Genomic DNA, 18,957 nt, shown 5'->3' on the forward strand with positions numbered 1-18,957 from the left:
ACGCACAACCCGCGGCAACCCCTTCGACACGCCGAGGTAACCGCTTACCCGTCGAGTTGTGCATGCACCCACCGCCCCTGTTGCCCCAAGCAACCAAATTCGAGCCAGCTCGCCTCGCTGCCCTAGGCTCAGACCCCTCCTCGGGATCCCGATAGCTGCGAACCACGGCCGTCCTCACCGCGGCAACCACGACCCTCCCCGGCCACCCGTCACCTGACCGCGACCTTCCAGGTCTTCCGTCGGGCTGGGGAGGGAGTTAGCGTCCCCGGCAGGCCGTACTGGCGTGGGAGGGGACCGAAATGCGTGGGTTCAGGCGAGGTATTGCAGGCGTGACCGTGGCGGCGGTGATCGCGCTGGGACTGGGGACAGCGTCGACCGCGACGGCACAACAGGCGACAGGACTACCGGCGACGGCGCAAGCGCAACGGGTGATCACGGTCGCCGGTTCGCTGCAGAGTGAGCTCGGCTGTCCGGGCGACTGGGATCCGGGCTGTGCTGCGACCAGTCTGGGCGCGGCCGCGCCGTACACGAAGGTCTTCGACGTCCCGGCCGGCAGCTACGAGTTCAAGGTCACCGTCAACGGCGCCTGGGACGAGAACTACGGCGCCGGGGGTGTGCGCGACGGGGCCAACATCCCGCTGCGGCTCGAAGGGCCGGCCAAGGTCCAGTTCAGCTACGACGACACGAGCCACGTCGTCGCGATGAAACCGGTCGACCTGGCCGGGCCGGCGGTGACCGCGGCCGACCAGGCGCTCGCGTCGCCCAGCCTGCGGCAGGACCTCACCAAGGAACGCTTCTACTTCCTGATGGCCGACCGGTTCGCGAACGGCAACAAGGCCAACGACTCCGGCGGCCTCACCGGCGACCGGCTGACCACCGGGCTGGACCCGGCCGACAAGGGCTTCTACCACGGTGGCGACCTGGCCGGCGTGATGCAGAAACTCGACTACATCAAGTCCCTCGGTACGACGTCCATCTGGCTGACCCCGTCGTTCAAGAACCGGCCGGTCCAGGGCGAGGGCGCGAACGTCAGCGCCGGCTACCACGGCTACTGGATCACCGACTTCACCCAGATCGACCCGCACTTGGGCACCAACGCGGACATGCAGCAGCTGATCACGCTGGCGCACCAGAAGGGGATGAAGGTCTTCTTCGACATCATCACCAACCACACCGCCGACGTGATCGCCTACCAGTCCGGCCAGTACGGCTACATCCCGAAGTCGGCGTCCCCGTACAAGGATGCCAATGGCAACGTCTTCGACGACAAGCTGTACGCCGGTGGCGACACCTTCCCGCCCCTCGACGCGCAGACGTCCTTCCCCAACGTGCCGATCTTCAAGACTCCCGCGGACGCGACCGTCAAGCAGCCCGCCTGGCTGAACGACCCGACGCTCTACCACAACCGCGGCGACTCCACCTTCGCCGGCGAATCCGCGGAGTACGGCGACTTCGTCGGGCTGGATGACCTGTTCACCGAGCAGCCGAAGGTCCGCGACGGGATGATCGACGTCTACAAGACCTGGGCCGAGCTGGGCATCGACGGCTTCCGGATCGACACCGTCAAGCACGTCAACCTGGAGTTCTGGCAGAAGTTCTCACCGAAGATCCTCGAGGCGGCCAAGGCGAAGGGCACCAAGAACTTCTTCATGTTCGGCGAGGTCTACGACGCCGACCCGAAGTTCATGTCGACCTACACCACGGCCGGCGCCCTGCAGGCGACCCTCGACTTTGGGTTCCAGCAGAACGCGGTCGCCTACGCGAAGGGCGACCCGAGCACCAAGCTGCGCGACCTCTACGCCAACGACGACTACTACACCGACGCCGACTCGAACGCCTACCAGCTGCCGACCTTCCTCGGCAACCACGACATGGGCCGGGTCGGCACCTTCATCAAGCAGTCCGGCGCCAACGGGCAAGAACTGCTCGCCAGGGATGAGCTGGCGCATTCGCTGATGTACCTCACCCGCGGCCAGCCGGTGATCTACTACGGCGACGAGCAGGGCTTCACCGGTCCGGGTGGCGACAAGGACGCCCGGCAGGACATGTTCGCGACCAAGACCGCCGACTACACCGACGACGAGGTCGTGGACGGCACCGGTACCTCGACGATCGGGAGCAAGGACAGCTTCAACACCAACTCTCCGATGTACAAGCACATCGCGGGGCTGGCCGAGCTGCGGGCGAAGTACCCGACGCTGGCCGACGGCACCCAGGTGCACCGCTACTCCTCCAACACCGGCGGGCTCTACGCCTTCAGCCGGTTCGGGAAGGACAACACGGAGTACCTGGTCATCGCCAACAACGCCACGACGACCAAGACGGCGACCATCCCGACGTACATGGCCGATGGCCGGTTCAGGTGGATCTACGGTGGCGGCAAGCAGCTCAGGGCCGATGAAGAGGGCCGAGTGGTCGCCACAGTGCCTCCGCTGTCCGTCTACGTCTACAAGGCCACAGAGCAGCTCCCCCGCCGGCTGGCGGCTCCCCCGGTCTACATGAGCTCGCCAGAGCCGGGTGCGGCGGTCAGTGGTCGCGCAGAGATCGCAGCAGCCGTCCCTGCTAACACCCCTGTCACAGTGACCTTCGGCTACCGCCCAGTCGGTACTACGGCTTGGCAGCGGCTCGGGACCGACGACAACGCGCCGCACCGGGTGTTCCAGGACACCAGCAAGCTCCCCAAGGGCACCCTGCTCGAGTACCGGGCAGTCCTGAAGGATGCGTCTGGCAACTACTCGGTGTCAGGCTCGTACGGAATCGTCGGGGACGCGCCAGCCCCAACCCCGGGCGGCGGTGGCCAGGACCCGGTCTCCCAGCCGGCCAACGTCAGCGTGCCGGGCGATCACAACAGCGAGATGGGCTGTCCCGCGGACTGGTCACCCGACTGCCCGCAGGCGCAGCTGACCCTGGACCCGAAGGACCAGGTCTGGAAGGGCACCTACACGCTCCCGGCCGGCGAGCACGCGTACAAGGCAGCCATCAACAAGACCTGGGACGAGAACTACGGAGCCGGCGGCAACGCCAATGGCGCCAACATCTCCTACACCGCTCCGGCGACCCCGGTGACCTTCTACTACGACCACGGCCGGCACTTCGTCACGTCGACCGCCGAGGGACCGATCGTCACGGTGCCGGGGTCGTTCCAGTCCGAGCTCGGCTGTCCGGCGGACTGGTCCCCCGACTGCATGCGTCCCTGGCTGACCGACCAGGATGGCGACGGCACCTTCACCTGGTCGACGAGCAAGATCGGAGCAGGCAGCTATGAGGCCAAGGTCGCACACGGCCTTTCGTGGGACGAGAGTTACGGCGCCGGGGGCAGCCCGACCGGCGGCAACATCCCGATCACCGTTCCGGGCGACGGGTTGGTCGTCACGTTCTCGTACGTCCTCGCGACCCACGTGCTCACGGTGACGACCTCCAAGCCCGGCGTGCAGCCGGATCTCAAGCAGGCCAAGGCCTACTGGCTCGGCAAGGACCTGCTCGCTGTACCGGCGGTAGCGCATCCCGAGTGGTCGCGCTGGCGGCTGCACTGGTCGGCGACCGGGTCGCTGGCGGTGGACGCCGACGACATCGGCGGCACCTCCGCCGGACTGCGCGTCGACCCCAGCGGGATCCCGCCCACGGTCCTCGCCAAGTTCCCAGCGCTCAAGGGCTATGTCGCGCTGAGGCTGGAGCACGGCGATGCGAAGAAGATCCTCACCGGGCAGCTCGGGCTGGCGCAGTACGACGACGCCGGGCGGTTGCTCGACGCGACGGGGGTGCAGATTCCCGGCGTACTGGATGACCTGTACGGCGCCGCGGCGGACCGCTCGTACGGCGTGACGTGGAACGGCGGGACGCCCAAGTTCTCCTTGTGGGCGCCGACCGCCCAGGGTGTCACTCTGCTGCTGGGCGACCAGCGGATCGCGATGCAGCGCAACACCGACGGCTCGTGGACCGCTGACGGGAAGCGGAGCTGGGAGAACGCGCTCTACCGGTTCGAGGTGAAGGTGTACGCGCCGAGCACCGGCAAGGTGGAGACGAACATCGTCACCGATCCGTACTCGGTCGCGCTGGCCACCGATTCGGCGTACTCGGTCGCGGTGAATCTCGCGGCGCAGGCCGGCAAGCCCGCGCTGTGGAGCGACACGCCGTCGCCGACGCTCGCCCGGGCGGTCGACTCGACGATCTACGAGCTGCACGTGCGGGACTTCTCGATCAACGACGCCTCGGTACCGGCGGCTCATCGCGGGACGTACCTGGCCTTCGCGGACGAGGGGAACGGCACGAAGCACCTGCGGTCGCTCGCGCAGGCCGGGTTGAACACCGTGCATCTGCTGCCGACTTTCGACATCGCCTCGATCCCGGAGACCGGGCAGCAGACGCCTGCCTGCGACCTCAAGTCCTACCCGGCGGATTCGGACCAGCAGCAGGCCTGCGTGACCGCGGTCGCCGCGAAGGACGGCTTCAACTGGGGCTACGACCCGTACCACTGGCTGGCGCCGGAGGGGTCGTACGCGACGTCCAAGGACGGGCTGGCGCGGGTCGCCGAGTTCCGGACGATGGTCGGCGGGCTGCACAAGTCCGGTCTGCGGGTCGTACTGGATCAGGTCTACAACCACACGCCCGCGGCCGGTCAGGCGCCGACGTCGGTGCTGGACAAGGTCGTACCGGGCTACTACCAGCGGTTGAACAAGACCGGTGGCGTGGAGACGTCGACCTGTTGCAGCAACATCGCCACCGAGCACGCGATGGCCGAGAAGATCATGGTGGACAGCACGGTGTCGTGGGCGCGCAACTACCACGTCGACGGCTTCCGCTTCGACCTGATGGGCCATCACAGCAAGGCGAACCTGCTCAAGGTCGGGGCCGCGCTGGACAAGCTGACGCTCGCCAAGGACGGCGTCGACGGCAAGAAGATCTACCTGTACGGCGAGGGCTGGAACTTCGGCGAGGTCGCGAACAACGCGCTCTTCGTGCAGGCGTCGCAGGGCAACCTCGGTGGTACCGGGATCGGCACCTTCTCCGACCGGATGCGCGACGCGGTCCGTGGCGGCGGGCCGTTCGACGACGACCCGCGGGTGCAGGGCTTCGGCTCCGGCGCGGCGAGCGACCCGAACGACGCGCCGATCAACGGTACGCCGGCCGAGCAGGCGAAGCGGCTCGCGCACGACACCGACCTGGTCCAGCTCGGGCTGGCCGGCAACCTCCGCTCGTTCACCTTCCGCTCGGCCGACAGCGGGACCGAAGTACGGGGTGACGGCGTCGACTACAACGGATCACCCGCCGGGTACGCCGATCAGCCGGTCGAGGTGATCAGCTATGTCGACGCCCATGACAACGAAACGTTGTGGGACTCGCTCACCTACAAGCTGCCCGCGACGCTGCCGATGGCCGACCGGGTCCGGATGAACACGTTGTCGCTGGCAACGACCGCGCTGGCTCAGACACCGTCGTTCTGGCATGCGGGTGCGGACCTGTTGCGGAGCAAGTCGCTGGACCGCAACTCGTACGACTCGGGCGACTGGTTCAACACCCTGGACTGGACGGGCGCCGACAACGGCTTCGGCCACGGCCTGCCCCCGAAGGCCGACAACGAAGCCAAGTGGCCCTTCATGAAGCCGCTGCTCGCCAACCCGGCGCTGAAGCCTTCCCAGGCCGATGTGACGACAGCGAGCGCGGCCGCTGCCGATCTCCTCAAGCTCCGCTTCTCCACGCCGCTGTTCCGGCTGGGCTCCGCGGACCTCATCAACCAGAAACTCTCCTACCCCCTCAGCGGTACCCCCGCCGCCAAGCCGGGCGTCGTCGTGATGCGCATCGACGACACCGTCGGGCCCAACGTCGACCCAGCCCTGAAGGGCGTGGTGGTCGTCTTCAACACCACCGGCTCACCGGTCACCCAACAGATCCCGGGCCTGGCCGGCGCCAACCTCACCCTCTCCCCCGTCCAAGCCGCCGGCTCAGACGCCACCGTCAAGCAGACCACCTGGACCGCGGCGACCGGCACAGCAACAGTCCCGGCCCGCACGGTCGCAGTACTAGTCCAGCCCTGACAGGAACACCTCGGCCACCAGGTCGTCGGACTCGGCTGCTTCGGCGTCGACCGTCGTGCGCGACATCGTGCACTGACGGTCGGCGCCGCGGCTGTGGAAGCTGCTGGTGAGGTACCCGAAGATCCCTCCGTTGTGCCCCCAGAGCACCGTCCCGTCGGCCAACTGCCGACGCGCGATCCCGAGCCCGTAGTCGCCAACCGTCGTGAGCATGGCTTCAAGCTGCGCCGCAGGAAGCAACTCACCGGCCAGCAGCGCGGCGAAGAACTTGTTGAGGTCGGCAGCAGTCGAGATGAGCTCACCGGCCGCCCAGGCCTGCGACGGATTCAGCTCGTCCAGGTCAACGGACTCGTCGTCGACCAGCAGATACCCATGCGCGTGCGGCTGGGGCAGCTTGGGCTCGTCGCCGGGGACCAGGGTCTGGTGGAGGTGCAGGGGCTCGATCACTCGCGCTCGCACGGCATCGGCGTACGAGCCGCCAGTGATCTCCTCGATCAGCAGACCGAGCAAGGTGTAGTTGGTGTTCGAGTACGACCAGTCGGCGCCCGGCGCGAAGAGCGGCTCATGCGCGAAGGCTAGGGCCAGCGCCCGCTGCGGTGCCCAATGATCGAAGCGCTCTCGGACGATCTGCGCCGGGTCGGGGAGGTCGTCGGTGTAGTTGTAGAGGCCGCTGGTGTGGTTGAGGAGACGGCGGACGCTGATGCCGTCGCCGGCCGGTACGACGCCGGGCAGCCACTGCTCGATGGGCTGATCGAGGTCGACCAGTCCCTCGGCGACCAGCGACAGGACCACGGTCGCGGTGAAGGTCTTGGTGACGCTGCCGATCCGGAACCAGCCGTCAGGGGCGACCGGTTGGCGGGAGTCGAGGTCGGCGACGCCGGCTGAGCCGCGCCACTCACGATGTCCGTCGCGGTAGTGCATCAGTACGCCGGTGGCACCGGCTTCGACCAGGCGATCCAGGATCCGCTGCATGCCGGCCACCCTACGAGCGGGCTGCCAGGCGCTCGCGCCACCAGTCTTGGAACGGGTTGCCCATGGGGGCGCCTTGGAGTTGGTTGAGGAGTGGCTCGAGGTCGGACGGGTCGGCATCGTCGATGTGCATGGAGAGGTAGCGCCAGGGGCGGCCGCGCGGGATTTCGGTGGGGAGGCCGATGCCCAGGCTGCCTTCGTCGATGGCTTGGAGGACCTGATCGGGGTCCTGGAAGGCCAGTAGGCGGTCCAGAAGGCCGCCGGTCAGGACCTCTGTGATAGCGGCAGCGCAGCGGTCCGGGCCTTCGGAGACCGGGTACGACCACAGTTCGGTGGCTGAGCCCGTCACGAAGGCGGCTGGGGCTGGTACGCGCTCGGCGATCACGCCCCACGTGATCGAGGGCGACTTCGAACCGGCGTGAAAGGCGAAAGCTGCCGACGGGATCACGGCCCACTCGAGGTGGAAGCCGACCTTGGCCGGGTCGCCGGTGAACGGGGCGAAGGCAGCCAGTACGGCGTTGCCGGGGGCACCGGCCGGCGGCATCAGCAGATACCGCCGCCCGGACTTCCGGAAGCCGGCCGCGCCGAACACCGGCGCGACCGCCTTCACCAACTCGTCGAGAGGTTTCACCCGCCCATCATCACCGAACCAGGATCACGACAGGCCCGATCGGGATGACGATCGGAATGCCGCCGGGAGGCAGGGGCACCTTCCACTGGTCGCCGGTCTCCGGCGCTGGTGCCGGGGCGGGTACCGGGGCGGGCACGGACTGCCGCCATTTCTTCCACATGTCGTCGTCGGCCGAGAACTCGCGCAGCGAACCGATCTCCTGATGCCCCTGGATGTGTTTGGTGGCCTTGTCGTCGTTGTCGTCGCCGTAGGTGACCGCGCCGTCGACGATGCCCCAGTACTTCGTCTTCGGGAACCCGGCGACGTCCTGGTACGGTCCGCCGATCGTCCACCCGCTCCGGGCGAAGACCGGGTGGCCTTCCTGCGAGTAGTCCCGGAGATGATCGGCGTACCACTGGGCCTCCTTCTGCGCCCGGTAGTTGATGTCCTGGCCGAGCGCCTTCACCTCCCAGACGTAGATCGTGTCCGCACAGAACCCGTTCTCACAGCTCGTTGCGACGAGCACGATGTCGGCCTCCCCAGGGCGGTTGCACCCCGGGATCTGCGTCCACGTCGTCTTGTCCGCGCAGTCCTTGTTGCCTTGCGGCACCGGGACCTTGAACTGCAGCCTGATGTTCTTGAAGCCGAGTGCCTGGGCCTGCCGGACGATGCGGTTGCCCGCCGCCGTCTGCACCGCGTTGTGTTTGGTGGTGTAGTCCTTCGGGTGCAGCAGGTTGGTCCCGTTGGACTCCGGGCTCGACGGGCAGACACAGGTGCCGTCAGCAGCCTGGTACTCCGTACACAGCGGGTCGTCGCACAGCCGCATGCCGGTCGGGTCGGACGAGCTGACCGGGCTGTTGTTGGCGTAGGCATAGCCGTTGAGCGCCTGCGGAACGGCCGGGTCGAGGATCCTGTCGACCGAGATGAAGCGGCCCGTGTCCGGGTCGTAGGCCCGGGCACCGATCTGGGTGAGGCCGGTGGACGAGTCCTGCGTCCCACCCACGAATCCCTTCTCACCGGGCAGGTCGATGGTCGTCCCCCGCGGGCCACCGAATGGCAGGGTCCGCTGCTGGACCACCGACTGGGCCTGGGAGTCGATCGCGAGCTGCTGGGTGTTGTGGTGATCGTTGGCCAGCCACGAGAGCGAGGTCGGGGTCCTGACCGCGATCCCCGCTCCGCCGTGGTCGTAGTACCGGGTGGCCGTCAGTGCGCCGGTGGCACGGTCCAGCCGCAGCTCCTGGTTGCCCAGCGAGAGCGTGGTGCTGTCCGGATCCCGCCGGAGCAGGCGGGTCCCCTTGCCGTCGTACTGGAACTCGGTCGTCTTGCCGGCCTCGGTGACCTTGGTGAGGAGACCGTCCGGACTCCAGGTGAGAGTCTGTCCGCCCTTGGCCGTCGTGTTGCCGCTCTGGTCGTAGGCGTAGTTCTCGGTCCTCGAGCCGGTGGTGACCGAACTGACCGCATGGGGCTGCGAACTGCCCGGTGCCGGATAGGTGGAAGTGCTGACGACATCGGCAGGTCCCGAGTGCCGGGTCTCGCTCTTGCGGTTGCCGGTGCTGTCGTAGGTGTAGGACGTCCAGTACGGCGCCGCGCCGGCGAGCTTGTCCTTGGCGGGTGCGGTCTCGCAGCCGCTCTGCGGGGTCCACGCCTCGGTCAGGCGCTGCAGATAGTCGAACGAGAAGCACTGCAGATCCGCGGGACGGTCCAGCGGGGTGTCCGCGATCGAGGTGATCCGGCCGGACCGGTCGTACGTGTAGTGCACGTCGGACTGCATCGGCTTGGGCAGCTCGGCGTCGACGATGGTGCGGTTGAGCTTGCGTGTGCTGTCGTCGTAGTAGCTCGACAGCCAGACCCGCTTGTCCCCTTCGCCGAGTTGCACCCGCTGCTGCTCGCCGTACCGGGTGTAGTCCGTCTGCAGTGCGTACTCGACGGTCTGGCCCTGGGGCCCGCCGTAGGTCCGCAGGGGCCGGCCGGCGTCGTCGTACGTGTGGAAGACCGACTCCTTGAACAGCCCGCCGACCTCTGGGTAGGTCTCGCTGGCGAGGCTGCCATCGACGTTGTACGTGCTGCTCGCCTCGTAGGTCTTCCCCAGCGGCCCCTCGGTCTCCGGCAGGGTGAGCGAGGTCTTGAGCGGAAGATAGAGTGCGCTGTACGCGAGAACCGACTCGCGATAGGCGGCTCCACCGGGACCGAAACTGGTCACCGTGGCGAGCTGCCCCTTGACCGGCGAACCGTTGTCCAAGGTGTCGTAGGTCCAGACCGCGACCTTCGTCCCGCTGGTGGAGCCGACGTAGTCGGCCGTCTTCCGGCCGAGCGCGTCGTAGGTGTGCACCAGCGTCTGGTGCCGGGCGTCGGTGGTCGAGACCACTTGCCCCAGGTCGTCGTAGCTGGTGGTGGTGACCCCCTTGTCCGGGTCACTGCGCCAGATCTCCTGATCACGGAGGTTGTAGCGGTACGCCCAGCGGTTGCCCGCCGAGTCGGTCACACTGGCCAGCCGCCCGCTCGGCGTGTAGCTGTAGGCCGTCTTGTCGAAGTCTCCGGACGGCGAGGACCCGTGGTACTGCCGGAGCTCGATCGGGCGCTCCTGGGCATCCGTGATGGTTCTGGTCGCCGTGGTGCCGTCCGGCGGGTCGACGGACGTCCAGTCGCCGCCGTACCGGGTGCTGGTTCGCCACAGCTCGCGGCCGTCGCCACCACCGTGGTAGATCGACTCCACCGCTCGTCCGCCACCGTCGTACTGGGTGGTGGTCAGTCCGGGGACTTCGTTGTCGTTGGCAACCCAGAGGTCGGTGTCGATCGGCTTGTCGTTGTAGTAGGGCTGTGTCGTCTTCGCCGGCCGCCCCTGCGAGTCGTACCGGGTATCGGTCAGCAGCCGGCCACCACCGGCCGCCGGTGACTGGGTCTGCCGCTGACGCAACAGGCCGTCGTACAGGGTGTTGGAGCTGACGTAGTTGCCCCGCGGGCCGAGCGTGGTCGTGGTGACCACCGAGGGCCCGTCGTTGCGGACGGTGTAGCTGTAGCGAGAGTTACCGGTCTGCGGTGGCTTGGCGGTACGGCTCCGGTTCGGCAGCCAGGTCTCGACCAGCCTGCCGAGGGCGTCGTACGCCGACTCCGTCCTGCGCTGATTGGCATCGACCACCAGGATCGGGTGTCCCCTGGCCGGTTCCATCGTCGTCGTCGTGGTGTGGCCGAGCGCGTTGGTCGCGGTCGTGCTGACGACCGGTCCGCCCGTCGCAGGCGTGTAGGTGGCCGTCGACATGTTCCCGAGGGAGTCCTTGTTCACGGTCAGCCGGCCGTGCAGGTCGTACTCGGCCGTGGCGATCGTCGTGTACTCCGGCGCGTTCGCCGACCCGCCGACCCGCTGCTCCAGCCGGGTGACCGAGCCGGACGTCGGCGCCGTAGCCGGGGCCTGTCCGTCGAACGAGGTCCGTACGTCGGAGAGCACGTCCGCCGGGTACTTCGGTGTGGTGGCGCAGTTCACCGCCACCTTCTCCACCCGCGACGGCAGGGTGAGCAGCCACTTCTCGTCGTTGCGGAGATAGGTCGTCCGGGTGCAGGTGTCATCCGTGGTGACCGCGAGATCGCCGGCGTCGTCGACCTGGATCGCCTGGCCGCGGTCGTCGTACTCGGTGCTGGTCTCGGTGACCCGCCAGCCGCGGCCCGCGTCGAGCGCGGCGTACTCGCGCTTCGTTCCCGGCCTGACGATGTAGGCGTTGAAGGCGCCACGGGTCGCGGTCGGCCCTTGCCAGGCCGGGTCGGTGATCGTCTTGCCGAGGACCGTGTCCGAGTCGCCGTCGTAGGTGGTCGTCTCGTACTCGGTCCCGGCCAGCCAGTCCTCGTCGGCATGGACGCCGCCCTCGGAGTCGGTCACCGACACCGTCTTGGTGCCGCCGTCCTTGTTCAGGCGGTCGCCGTTCATGCCGCGGTAGAAGCGCTGCTCCGAGCGGGTGATCGGGCCGGCCTCGTCGTGCTCGCTGCCGCCGCGGATCACCACCCGGCCGAAGCCGCGGAACTCGTTCCAGGTCTTCTTGTCGGCGGGGGTGAACTCGGACTGGTCGTAGTGCCAGGCGGCGCCGTCCAGGTACTCGTAGTGGATCTCTTGCTGGGTGCTCGAGCTGAGCCGGTCGGACTGGATCACCGACTCGACGACGTACTTGTTGAAGTAGTCGGTGCGCTCGGCGAAGTCCTTCTTCGTCCAGCGGACCGGGAAGCAGCGTTTGGTGTTCGACTCCGGGTTGGTCGGCGGCGCGAGACAGTCCGGTGGCGCGTAGTTGACCGAGATGACGCCGCCGGACTCCGAGACGATGCCGGTGATCCGGTACCGGATGATCGGCGACAGGTTGTCCGACTGGTAGACGCGGTTCGCCATCTTGGCGCCCTCGAACGTCACCGCCGGCAACGTGATCGAGCCGCCGCCGGCCAGTCCCGTGTGAGTGATCGACTTGAGCCACAACGCGGCCTTGTCGCCGTCGCCCGGCGCGGGGAACTGCTGGTCGAGATCCCAGCGGTCGACATCGGCGTACGTGTCGTCGCCGGTCCGCACCTGGGTGGTGATCGCGCTCAGCCGCTTGGTGGTCCAGAAGGTCGGCGAGTAGTGGTCCTTGCAGGTCGCGACCACGCAGCGCTCGTCGAGCGGGACGTCCGGGAAGTTGTCCTTCTTCTCGTAGACACAGGTGCTGCCAGGGACACAGCGTTCGGCGGTCGTGAACAGGACCCGGCCGGTCGGCTGCACGTCGAGCCCCGTGTGCAGGCCGTACTCCGCCTTGGTCAGCCAGCCGCCACGGATGTAGGAGACGGCCGTGTCCTTGACGTTCTGGCCGTACGAGTTGCTCTCGGTCTCGTAGTCGTACTGGATGACGTTGCCGTACCGGTCGATGACCTGGTCCAGGTTCCACTTCCACGCCTGGGTGCAGACGGAGGTGGCGAAGGTGCTGCCGTGACACGGCTCGTCGGTGTCGTCGCCGTACACCGGGACGGTCCAGGTCGACTTGGCGGCGGGCCGGGACCCGAACAGGTACTGCGTGCCGTCGACCGTGGTGATCCGCCAGTACTCACCGTCCTTGGCCCCGTTGGCCGCACCGGTCAGCTTCTCGATCCGCGACCCGTTGTCGTTGCGCTGACGCCACCCGTTGGCGCCGATGATGAGCTGGCCGCCGCCGCCCGGGTAGGAAGCGGTGGCGTTGTCCGACCGCCAGCACAGGTCCCCCGCGTTCTGGCCCTTGTTGCTGCCTTCCTTGTCCTCGGAGCAGCCGCCATAGGTGCGCTCGATCGAGCCGACGTCGAGGTCCCAGCCGTCACCGACCCAGGACGGCTGGTTGTTGGTCGCGCTGGTCCGGCCGTCCACTGCCGACGAGGAGTAGGACAGCGCCAGCGAGGGCTGCAAGCCACCGGGAGCCGGCGGTACGTCGATCGGGTACGACCAGGTGAACGTCCCCGACTGCGCCGCTACGCTCCAGGTCGAGGACGGCGCCAGCTGCGTCGCGTGCTGCGTACCGGACCCCTCAGCGGCCGCTCCGGACTGCGGCTGATCACCGCTCAATGCGCGGGTGCTGGCCTCGTCCTTGCCTCTCGGCTGCATCTGCTGGCCGGTGACGTTGACGGAGGGCACGTTCGGCAGTGGGACGCTCGGACCGCCTCCGGCCGCCGCCGCGGTGACCGTGGTCGGTGGCGACCCGACCAGTACCGAGATGAACAGAGTTGCCGCCAGGACACCGGCCAAGCGGCGGCGCGTTCGTGTTTCCTTCACAGTTGTGACACCCCTCCCCTGTGCGGGTGGGCATACCCGCACAGGTGATGGTGGTGCCTGTCACCGGTCCTGATCGACCTGTTCCATCAGCATGGAAGAGGTCGACGGCTCAGGGCACCTTCACCAGCAGAGCGGCAGGGTCGACCGTTGCCGTGAGAGTGCTGCCGTTGGCGATCTGGTCGCCGTCCAGTTCGCGGCGGACCGTCGTCGACGCCTTCACCCGGATGGTCTGGCCGGTGAAGCGCTCGATGTGCCGGCCTTCCTGGACGCGCTTGACGACCAGGCTCAGGGCCAGCCGGGGCCAGTGGCTGACGCGACGCGGCGCCAGCACGACCAGGTCGATCTTGCCGTCGTCGGGCTCGGCGTCCGGGAGCAGCGGGATGTTGGCCTGCAGGGTGCCGACGTTGCCGATCACGACGGTGCGGGCTCGCCGGCGTACCGGAGGCCGGTCGTCGATGGTGATCTCCACCCGGATGAACGGGTGGTTGAGGTTCTTCACGGTCGAGACCACGTACGCCGCCCAGCCGACGTGCTTCTTCAGGCCGTCGGGGGCGTCGGCGATGATCGCGGCGTCCAGCCCGAGGCCGGCCATCACGACGAAGCGGTCGTCGTCGAGCTGGTCGCCCTTGACCGTGACGCTGTCGATGCGGTGTTCGCCGCCGTCCAGGAGCTGGCCGAGGGCCTCGTCGAGGTCGAGCGAGATGCCGAGATTGCGGGCCAGCAGGTTGCCGGTACCTGCGGGAAGTACCGCGACCGGGATGCCGGTCCCGGCCAGCTCGGCGCAGACGACCCGGACGGTCCCGTCGCCGCCGGCCACGACGACCAGGTCGACACCCTCGTCGATCGCCTTCCGCGCCATCGACGAGCCGGGGTCGTCCTCGGTCGTCTCCAGCCACAACGGCTCGGCGACGCCGCGTTCCGCGAGCGCCGCTGCGACCTTGCTCTGAAACCCGTCGGGGACCTTGATCGGATTGAGGATCACGGCGGCTGTGGATATCACTGTGCTTTTTGTCCGTTCGACGGGATAACTTGCTCGGGTGAGCAGCCTCCTACGGAGTACCCCAGAAGACCAGGGCCTATCCGCCACCGCACTGGACGCCTTCGTCGGCGCGCTCGACGCGTCCGCGCAGGAGATCCAGACACTGATCCTGCTGAGACACGGCAAGGTCGTGCTCGAGGAGGCCTGGGCGCCGTACCGGATCGAGGATCCGCACCTGCTGTTCTCGATCTCGAAGAGCTTCACCTCGACCGGGATCGGCCTGCTCGTCGCCGACGGCAAGCTCTCGATCGACGACAAGGTGGTGTCGTTCTTCAGCGCGGACGAGCTGCCGGACGAGATCAGCGACAACCTGGCCGCGATGGAGATCCGGCACCTGCTCACGATGTCGACCGGTCATGCCCAGGACACCATCGAGGCGCTCGGCCGGGACGAGCGGATGATCCGCACCTTCCTCGGCCTGGAGGTCGCGCACGCGCCGGGCGCTCCGTTCGTCTACAACACCGGCGCGACCTACATGCTGTCCGCGATCGTGGGGAAGGTCACCGGCGAGACGCTGCTCGACTACCTGCGGCCGAGGCTGTTCGGGCCGCTCGGCATCGACGAGGCGACCTGGCCGACGTCGAAGGAGGGCGTCACGCTGGGCGGCTGGGGGCTGAGCATCAACACCGAGTCGCTGGCGCGGTTCAGCCAGTTCCTGCTGCAGCGCGGCGAGTGGGACGGCAAGCAACTCGTGCCCGCGGCCTGGATCGACGAGGCGACGAAGAAGCAGGTCGACAATTCCTCCGAGACCAACCCGGACTGGCAGCAGGGGTACGGCTACCAGTTCTGGCGCGCCCGCAACAACGCGTACCGGGGCGACGGCGCCTTCGGTCAGTACTGTCTGGTCTTCCCCGATCACGACGCGACGCTCGTCATCACCAGCGCCTCGCCGGACATGCAGGCCGTCATGGACATCATCTGGGAGCACCTGCTGCCGGCTCTGCAGGGCGAAGCAGGCGACGGTACTGCGCGGCCGCCGCGGCTCGAGCTGGTGCCGCCGACCGGCGCGACCTATGCCGGCGACGGGCGGACGTACGAGTTCGACGCCAACCCGATGGGGATCGCCGCGGTCCGGCTCGACCCGGACGGTACCGGCACCTTCACCCTCGTGCCCGGCTCGCTGGCCGACGATGCGCAGGCGACCACGGGCAGGACGCAGGAGCTGAGCTTCGCTCCCGGGCCGTGGCAGGAGGATGTCGACAAGCTGCAGGACACCCCGCAACGGCTGGTCACCAGCGCGTACGGGGACGGCGACACCTTCGTCGCCATCGTCCGCTACCTCGAATCGCCGTATGTCGTCACGCTGCGCTGCCGGGTCGACGGTGAGGCGCTGCAGATCGACCTGCGCTTCAACGTCTCCTTCTGGCCACCGGAGCTGACCCTGCGCTCACGCTGAGCACGTGACGCGGGTCATAGTCACACCCGCGCTCTCCGCCGTGTCCCTGGGTCGTCAACGGTGAGACGGAGGATGACATGAAGGTGTTGGTGGCAGGTGCGACCGGCGGGCTCGGACGTTCGCTGGTGCCGAAGCTGATCGCGGCGGGGCACGACGTGACCGGGATGATCCGGTCCGAGTCGGGCGCGGCCGGCGTACGGGCGCAGGGTGCTCAGGTGGTGCTGGCGGACGGGCTGGATGCTGCCGCGGTGAAGGCGGCCGTCGGGTCCGTGCAGCCGGAAGTGGTAGTGCACCAGATGACGGCGCTGAGGTCCGGGATCGACTTCAGGAAGTTCGACGAGAGCTTCGCGCTGACCAACCGGCTGCGCACCGAGGGCACGGACAACTTGCTCGCTGCCTCGCACGCGGCCGGCGTACGGCGGATCATCGTCCAGAGCTACGCCGGCTGGAACCTGCAGCGCGGTGGCTCGCCGACCAAGACCGAGAGTGACCCGCTGGATGCTCACCCGGTCGCCGCGACCAGTCAGACGATGGCCGGCATCCGCCACCTCGAGGCGGCCGTCACCGCAGACCAGGCAATCGAGGGCCTCGTACTCCGGTACGCGAGCTTCTACGGTCCGACGGGCGCGATCGGCAAAGGTGGCGAGCTGGTCGAGCTGATCCGCCGCCGCAGGCTGCCGTTGATCGGCGACGGATCCGGCGTCTGGTCCTTCATCCACTACGACGACGCGGCCGATGCGACCGTTCGGGCAGTCACGACGGGCGACCCCGGCATCTACCAGATCGCCGACGACGACCCGGCCTCCGCTGCGGTCTGGCTGCCCGAGCTCGCCCGCATCCTCGGCGCGAAGCCACCACGTCACCTCCCGGTCTGGCTGGCCAAGCTGGCCGCGGGTGAGGCAGCGGTCTCGGCCTTCACCCAGATCCGCGGGGCGGACAACGGCAAGGCGAAGGACGCCTTCGGCTGGCAGCCCGGCTACGCCAGCTGGCGACAGGGCTTCCGCCACGGCCTGTGAGCGGCGTGAGGTGACGGCCGGTCCCAGCGCCTGGTCACCCGTTCGGGCAGGGGTGTCTTTCCGAACATGCAGCGTCCGGCGGATTCGCCCCCTTGGGTGGTGCGAGCTGCTTACGGTTCCAGCAGACCGAAGTCATCGCTCAAGGGGGATACACCCATGCGTTACAAGTCGTTGCTCGCAGCAACCGCGCTGCTTGCTTCCGGACTCGCGTTCGGCACGCCCGCCGAGGCGGCGCCGTCCGCCGCGCCTGCTCTTCCCGAGTGCAAGCCGCTGGTGCCGGCGAAGCTGATCATGCGGAGGCGCACGACGAACTACACGGTCGGCCTGGCCGCCTCCTGCCCCGCAACCCTGTACAACGCCGACTGGAAGGGCATCCAGCCCGGCGACCCGGAGAAGACGAAGCTCGAGTTCCTGAACGGCGACCGGTTCGCCGAGCTCCAGCTGTCCGCCTTCGTCTCACCGGTCGGCCGGGTCACCTGGACGCCGACCAGCGAGACCGGCACCGACTCGCAGGGTGACGACGTCGCCATCCTCAAGCCGGTCCCGTCCGTGACGAAGTACGCGTCGTCGGCAACGGTTTCCGGCAAGCGCGTCGGCGGCACCACGACGGTGGTCGCCACGGTCGGCTACTACAACCCGAAGGCGAACGCGTTCGTCCGCTGGCCGTCGAAGGCCGTCACCCTGCAGTACAAGGTGCCGGGCAGCACGAAGTGGCTGTACCTGCGCAAGGTGACCACCAACAAGGTCGGCCAGGCCGCCTTCACCTGGACCCCGAAGGCGACCCGGTACTACCGCGCGGTCGTCCCGGCGAACACCACCATCTGGGACTTCACCACCGCCGCCATCAGCAAGTGAGCTCGCAGGCCGCGTCCCCCACTGGGGGTCGCGGCCTTCCGCTGCGAAACTGACTTCATGATCACACCCGCCGAACAAGCCGTCCTCGATCGCGTCGACGAACAGCTGCTCGTCCGGATCACCCAGAACCTGCTGCGGGCGCCCGGGCAGAATCCACCCGGCGAGGAGGCTGCGACGGTCTCTGCGTTGAGCGCGGCCGCGATCGAACTGGATCTCGATGTCGTAGCCACCCGGGTCGAGCCCGGCCGCGACAACCTCACCATCACCCTTGCCGGCGGCAACGGCCCGGGCCTGCTCCTCCTCGGCCACACCGACGTCGTCCCGATCGGCGACGGCTGGACCAGGGACCCCTTCGGCGGCGAACTGCTCGACGGCCGCATCTACGGCCGCGGCGCCTCCGACATGAAAGGCGGCCTCGCCGCCGCACTCGCCGCCCTCGCGGCGCTTCGCGGCGTCGAGCTGAGCGGCCCGGTCGAGCTGGCCGCCCTGATGGACGAGGAAGAAACCGGCAAGGGAATCCGCGCCTACGTCGAAGCCACAAGGCGGGACGCCACCGCCGATGGCGGCGACAGCGGAGGCAGTGGTGTTGGCGGCGTCGGCGGCGGCTCGTGGCTTGGATGCATTACGGCTGAGCCGACTGACTTGCAGACCATCATCGGCGCGCGTGGCGACTCGTATCTTCGGGTGGAGATCCATGGGAAGTCCTGCCATGCGGGGAATCCGGCCGATGGGGCGAACGCCATCTACGGCGCGGCTGCTGTGGTTGCGGAGATCGAGCGGTTGCATGCGGAGTTGGCCGAGGCGCCGCATCCGTTGCTGGGGGCGGCTACTTGGAGCGTCGGGCAGATCCAGGGTGGTACGGGTGGTTCGATCGTGCCGGCCGAGTGCGTGCTCGTCGCCGACCGGCGGCTGCTTCCGGGTGAATCACCTGAGGCCGTTCTCGACGATCTCAAGGCCCGGGTCGCTGCCCTCGAGCTGGAAGATCGCGGCCTTTCGGTAGAGCTCGCGATGCCGATGGAGATGCCCGCGTTCCTCACCTCCGCCGATACGGAGCTGGTCACCGTGACCGATGCGGCGCTCGCCGACGCCGGTGGACCACGGCTCCCGCTCGGCGGTTGGACAGCTGCCTGCGACGGCGGTTTCGTAGCGCGCGACCTCGGCGTACCGGTCGTAGTGCTCGGCCCCGGCTCCGTCACCGACCAAGCCCACCGCGCCGACGAATCCGTCGGCGTCGATGAGCTGGTGGTAGCCGCCCGGACCTACGCCCTGACTGCCCTACGGCTACTTGGCTGAGCACTGA

At 68.2% G+C, this 18,957-nt stretch carries 9 protein-coding genes; 5 read left to right on the forward strand and 4 right to left on the reverse strand.

What is annotated here, in order from left to right; translation table 11 throughout:
* Positions 1-329 precede the first annotated feature (329 nt).
* Positions 330-6,032, forward strand: coding sequence for a pullulanase-type alpha-1,6-glucosidase (pulA, locus tag ABD116_RS35360; RefSeq protein ID WP_343980821.1), 5,703 nt, complete (start codon positions 330-332; stop codon positions 6,030-6,032).
* On the opposite strand, the gene ABD116_RS35365 is transcribed toward pulA, so the two are convergent.
* From ABD116_RS35365 to ABD116_RS35380, 4 genes are all read right to left on the reverse strand, one after another.
* Positions 6,018-7,001 (reverse strand): serine hydrolase domain-containing protein, encoded by a 984-nt coding sequence (locus ABD116_RS35365; protein ID WP_343980824.1) that lies wholly within the window; start codon positions 6,999-7,001, stop codon positions 6,018-6,020. The genes pulA and ABD116_RS35365 overlap by 15 nt on opposite strands.
* Positions 7,002-7,011: 10 nt before the next feature.
* Complete coding sequence (locus tag ABD116_RS35370; protein WP_343980827.1) at positions 7,012-7,629, reverse strand: hypothetical protein; 618 nt, start codon at positions 7,627-7,629, stop codon at positions 7,012-7,014.
* Between the two features lie 10 nt (positions 7,630-7,639).
* Entirely contained in the window at positions 7,640-13,351 is a 5,712-nt protein-coding gene (locus ABD116_RS35375; RefSeq protein ID WP_343980830.1) for an RHS repeat-associated core domain-containing protein, read from the reverse strand.
* 109 nt (positions 13,352-13,460) lie between these two features.
* The gene (locus ABD116_RS35380; RefSeq protein WP_343980834.1) at positions 13,461-14,333 is read right to left on the reverse strand and encodes a diacylglycerol/lipid kinase family protein; all 873 of its coding nucleotides are present in this window, start codon (positions 14,331-14,333) and stop codon (positions 13,461-13,463) included.
* A 55-nt stretch (positions 14,334-14,388) separates the two neighbouring features.
* Here ABD116_RS35380 and ABD116_RS35385 point away from each other — a divergent pair, with 55 nt between their 5' ends.
* The 4 genes from ABD116_RS35385 to ABD116_RS35400 all read left to right on the forward strand — a co-directional run bounded on the left by ABD116_RS35385 (position 14,389) and on the right by ABD116_RS35400 (position 18,950).
* Entirely contained in the window at positions 14,389-15,786 is a 1,398-nt protein-coding gene (locus ABD116_RS35385; protein ID WP_343980837.1) for a serine hydrolase domain-containing protein, read from the forward strand.
* A 77-nt stretch (positions 15,787-15,863) separates the two neighbouring features.
* Positions 15,864-16,802 carry an NAD-dependent epimerase/dehydratase family protein gene (locus tag ABD116_RS35390; RefSeq protein ID WP_343980841.1) on the forward strand — a complete coding sequence of 313 codons (939 nt, stop codon included), beginning with the start codon at positions 15,864-15,866 and terminating at the stop codon, positions 16,800-16,802.
* Positions 16,803-16,958: 156 nt separating this feature from the next.
* Positions 16,959-17,657: a hypothetical protein gene (locus ABD116_RS35395; protein ID WP_343980844.1), complete on the forward strand. Its 699-nt coding sequence runs from the start codon at positions 16,959-16,961 to the stop codon at positions 17,655-17,657.
* A 57-nt stretch (positions 17,658-17,714) separates the two neighbouring features.
* Positions 17,715-18,950: a M20 family metallopeptidase gene (locus tag ABD116_RS35400; RefSeq protein WP_343980847.1), complete on the forward strand. Its 1,236-nt coding sequence runs from the start codon at positions 17,715-17,717 to the stop codon at positions 18,948-18,950.
* The last annotated feature ends 7 nt before the right edge of the window (positions 18,951-18,957 follow it).

The organism is Kribbella koreensis (genome assembly GCF_039525325.1).
GTDB lineage: Bacteria > Actinomycetota > Actinomycetes > Propionibacteriales > Kribbellaceae > Kribbella > Kribbella koreensis.